At 57.7% G+C, this 3,475-nt stretch carries 6 protein-coding genes; all 6 read right to left on the bottom strand.

The window, feature by feature from the left end; all coding sequences use genetic code 11:
- Positions 1 to 339: 339 nt before the first annotated feature.
- Positions 340 to 582 (bottom strand): DUF2442 domain-containing protein, encoded by a 243-nt coding sequence (locus tag ACYQ2W_RS25665; protein ID WP_459873810.1) that lies wholly within the window; start codon positions 580 to 582, stop codon positions 340 to 342.
- A 23-nt stretch (positions 583 to 605) separates the two neighbouring features.
- Positions 606 to 896, bottom strand: a complete 291-nt coding sequence (locus ACYQ2W_RS25660; protein WP_459873808.1) for a nucleotidyltransferase family protein — start codon at positions 894 to 896, stop codon at positions 606 to 608.
- Positions 897 to 971: 75 nt separating this feature from the next.
- Positions 972 to 1,352 (bottom strand): clan AA aspartic protease, encoded by a 381-nt coding sequence (locus ACYQ2W_RS25655; RefSeq protein ID WP_459873806.1) that lies wholly within the window; start codon positions 1,350 to 1,352, stop codon positions 972 to 974.
- A gap of 39 nt (positions 1,353 to 1,391) precedes the next feature.
- Entirely contained in the window at positions 1,392 to 1,727 is a 336-nt protein-coding gene (locus tag ACYQ2W_RS25650; protein ID WP_459873804.1) for a hypothetical protein, read from the bottom strand.
- Positions 1,728 to 1,762: 35 nt separating this feature from the next.
- A complete protein-coding gene (locus ACYQ2W_RS25645) occupies positions 1,763 to 2,572 on the bottom strand; it encodes a hypothetical protein (protein WP_459873802.1) in 810 nt (269 codons plus the stop codon).
- Positions 2,573 to 3,177: 605 nt separating this feature from the next.
- The gene (locus ACYQ2W_RS25640; protein ID WP_459873799.1) at positions 3,178 to 3,369 is read right to left on the bottom strand and encodes a DUF6364 family protein; all 192 of its coding nucleotides are present in this window, start codon (positions 3,367 to 3,369) and stop codon (positions 3,178 to 3,180) included.
- Positions 3,370 to 3,475: the final 106 nt, after the last annotated feature.

Raw genomic sequence — 3,475 nt, 5'->3', positions numbered from 1 at the left:
CCTCCTGACGACCCAAGTCAGACACGAGTCATCAATAACTCAATATCAGACGTCATCGTGTAGAATCTTTCTGATCGCCCCCACTCTGGACGACCAAGCAGCTGTTTATGCACCCAACCCAATGCTACGCCGCGGATCTTCCATAGGATATCCGCTCATACAGTCTCTCGGGAGCAATATCTGCGACATTTGGCCACGCGATGGTTCCTCCGTCCACGATAGCCTTCTTGAAGAACTCCAGCGCGTAGGGCGGATAGCGATAGCGTAATCCGCCACATCAGAGCTGCCTTCGGCGAAGGTGACTTCGTTCCTGGCGGATTACGCTATCGCCAATCCGCCCTACACTCTTCCGTGGGATATCCGCTCATACAGTCGCTCAGGCGCAATGTCCGCGCCATTGGGCCACGCGATGGTTCCTCCGTCCACAATAGCCATCTTGGAGAACTCCGAATCCCGCAGCGGCTCAAAGACCGGCCCCTTCGACAGGTACTCGGAAAAGTCTATATTTCCGGTCACCCCATCGTCAAACCGGATTCCATAGACGTAATCGCCCTGATACCGAGTTTCTATCACATCATTCATATCCCACACTGCCTCTAACCGCCTCATATCGGCCGCGCCTCGGACAGAATATTGGAGCGAAAACTCTCCGGCAGCGCGTTGGGGGTCAACACATCCACCTCCACACCGAGCAACCCCAGCAGCTCATGACGAATCGCACCGATATCGAACAGCGTCATCTCGGGCGTCGGGTCGATCAGCAGGTCGAGATCGCTCCCCTCCTCGTCCTCGCCCCGCAGCGCGGAGCCGAAGACGCGCGGATTGCGGGCGCGGTGGGACTCCACCACGCGACGAATCTCCGTTCGATGGGCTGCGAGGGCGTGAGAGGGTTTCAAGGAAGGCACTCCTTCGACTGCGGTCTCGCCATAGTATGGCGCCGAGCCGAACCATCGACAAACAACGGCGTGGCGTTATTTGACGCGAGCGTACGGAATATTCGGGTTCGCAGGATCGACGGTGAGTTCACGCTTGGCGGGGTTGACCACCAGATCCATGTCCTCCATCGGCACCGCGCCGAGGAGCACTTCGTCGCCCGGGACCAGGGCGCCGACGTAGCAGAAACGTGTGCCGAAGGCGACCTTGACCGGGCCGACGTAGGGGACGTTCAGGCTGCGGCCGTCGGCCACGGAGACTTCGCGGGTGGATTCGGTTTCGAGGTCCAGTTGGAGGGCGACGTGCTCGGGCACGCAGAGCATCAAAGCACCGGTGTCGGCGAGCGCGTTGACCCGGATCGGGGCGAGGTCGGGTTGGCGGGGATTGCTCAGTTCCAGTTCGGCGAAGACGTGGCCCATGGAATTCCCTCAGGATGGAATGCCGAAGATGCCCGCGTTCTAACCGAGCACGACATCCTTCGGTGATATGCCGTCGAAACAGCCGTAGTTCGCCTCGATGTAGAGCGGCCCGAGTACGTCGCGGCGACAGTTCAGGTGTTTCGAAGAGGAGCCATCGCGAAACGCATCGGAAAGATATTTCTTCACCAGGACATCGCGAGGCGTTGGGTAAAGATGAATACCGAGTCCGGTGAGCCCCTCCAAGGCGTGAACCAGAACCCGTTCCATACGGGCGTGGACCTCGACCCGGTTGCGCTCATCGTCGGTCGTCGCCTCGAAAACCTCACGAAATCCACCAAGCCTGTCCAAATCCAGGCACAACTGTCTCACCGTCATTTCCGGGTCCGTCGAAATCGAGTAATCCGTGGGTATCAGGCAGCTTCTCGTGAGGCCAGATACTTTTCGTAGTACTTGTGGGGATTGAGAATGAAAACCGCGGCTTCGCGCTCGGCGTCGTTTCCGAAGTCGACGAATACCTTCAACAAGCGCATCAGGGGGATGATGTAGTAGCTCAACGAGTGCTCGTAGACAAAGCGTTCGCTGGAGGGGATCTCGTCATATTCCTGAAGCGCCCCGTAGGCATCCAGCACCAGATCCTTCATCGATCGCCCGCCTGAGCACGCCTCGACGATATCGAGGGTACGGTAGGCGGTTCGCAACGGCTTCAGCACGTTGAGCAGCGCCCCCTTGTTTGGAAGATCGCCGGGGTAGTAGATGGCCGCCACCGAGGCGCAGTCGAAACGATCGTAACCGCCGTGGGTACGCACCGCTTCCGACTTCTCCAGGTGCTGGGGATCGTCTCCGGCAATGGTGACGAAACGACGCCCCTTGCTGAGCAACTCTTTGAGCTTGGGGAGCGTCAATTGAGTCGCATCGATCGCTCGCACCGCTTCAGCGGCGGCATCGGCAAAATCTTTGTAGATGATTTGGGACGACCAGTCGTTGTCCCGACTAGGACCAAGGGTAACTACCACGCCGTTCTGCTTGCGCGTCTCCCGCAGAACCCGAGCCATGTTGCTCTTCGTCGGCAGCAGTTGGCTCTCCATGAGGGCGCAGCTAAGACATACGGTGGGATTTTGGAGGTACTCCTCCAGTTTGGCGAACGACTCTTCCAGGGTGAGCTCGGGAATCCGCCGCAAGATTGGACGGACTCGCGCTTCGCTATTAATTTCTTCTTTCATATCAAAGAGTTACTCTGCTCGCTCGACAACCAGACTATTCCGCTGGTTATGGACTTTTCAGGTCAAGCCACAGCCTTGTTCATGCTCTTGGTCAAGGAGTATAACACATGGAATTTTGAAGTTATCCATCATGATGCATTCGCACTACAGCCCGCACACACCTCCAAACAAGGGAGCAACCTGAGCATTAACAAGGAAGATCCTTTCTTCGACCTATGTGATCCGGCTATCGGCAAAAGACACGAGGAGAACGAATCATTTCTCATTTTGGCATTTAGGCTAACATGATCATGCATTTCGGTCTGCAGGAATAATCTGAAATTATCACTCGTCTGACGACATGGTGCTGAATGAAGAAAGCAGCGTAGGAGCGAATTCATTCGCGAGCGGAGCGTCCGTCGAGACGCTTAAGCGGGATGTTTATGACGGTGATTCGGTCGCGGCTGAAACCGCTCCTACTTGACGCGGGCGTAGGGTCTGCCGAGGCACGAGGCGCACCACCCGGATGCCGGTGCGCCTCCTATCGTCGGCACACCCTACCCGACCACGATCAGGAGCGACGTTCACTACGCTCGTGCAGCGCTTCCCGCGACCAACGACTCCCGTCACTTCCCGCCTCTGTGGCTGCGGGCGATCGCCAACACCGTATCGGTGGCTTGCCGGTACGCATCGTTCCCGCCAGCAAAGCGCTCCAGGTAACCCCGCAAAAGAGCGTTTACGGTAGTCCCCTGCTCCTGTGCATGCATGTGGGCCCGTCGGAGGAGGTCATCTTCGATCGAAAGGGTCAGCTTGGCCATGACGGAAATGGTAGTTGCTTCAGGCGACCTCAGTGTGGCGTGAATCGCCTATCCCAATCAGAATCCCGACGAATTTGAGGAGACGGAAGCGGAACGGCTGCCGCTC

The organism is Endothiovibrio diazotrophicus, from assembly GCF_054657215.1.
This window is presented reverse-complemented; position numbering and strand designations above follow the sequence as displayed.

What these genes read in the sequence shown, in the direction of transcription:
- ACYQ2W_RS25665 (WP_459873810.1), bottom strand. Translation starts at nt 582, where the DNA reads ATGAATGATGTGATAGAAACTCGGTATCAGGGCGATTACGTCTATGGA.
- ACYQ2W_RS25655 (WP_459873806.1), bottom strand. Translation starts at nt 1,352, where the DNA reads ATGGGCCACGTCTTCGCCGAACTGGAACTGAGCAATCCCCGCCAACCC.
- ACYQ2W_RS25650 (WP_459873804.1), bottom strand. Translation starts at nt 1,727, where the DNA reads ATGACGGTGAGACAGTTGTGCCTGGATTTGGACAGGCTTGGTGGATTT.
- ACYQ2W_RS25645 (WP_459873802.1), bottom strand. Translation starts at nt 2,572, where the DNA reads ATGAAAGAAGAAATTAATAGCGAAGCGCGAGTCCGTCCAATCTTGCGG.
- ACYQ2W_RS25640 (WP_459873799.1), bottom strand. Translation starts at nt 3,369, where the DNA reads ATGGCCAAGCTGACCCTTTCGATCGAAGATGACCTCCTCCGACGGGCC.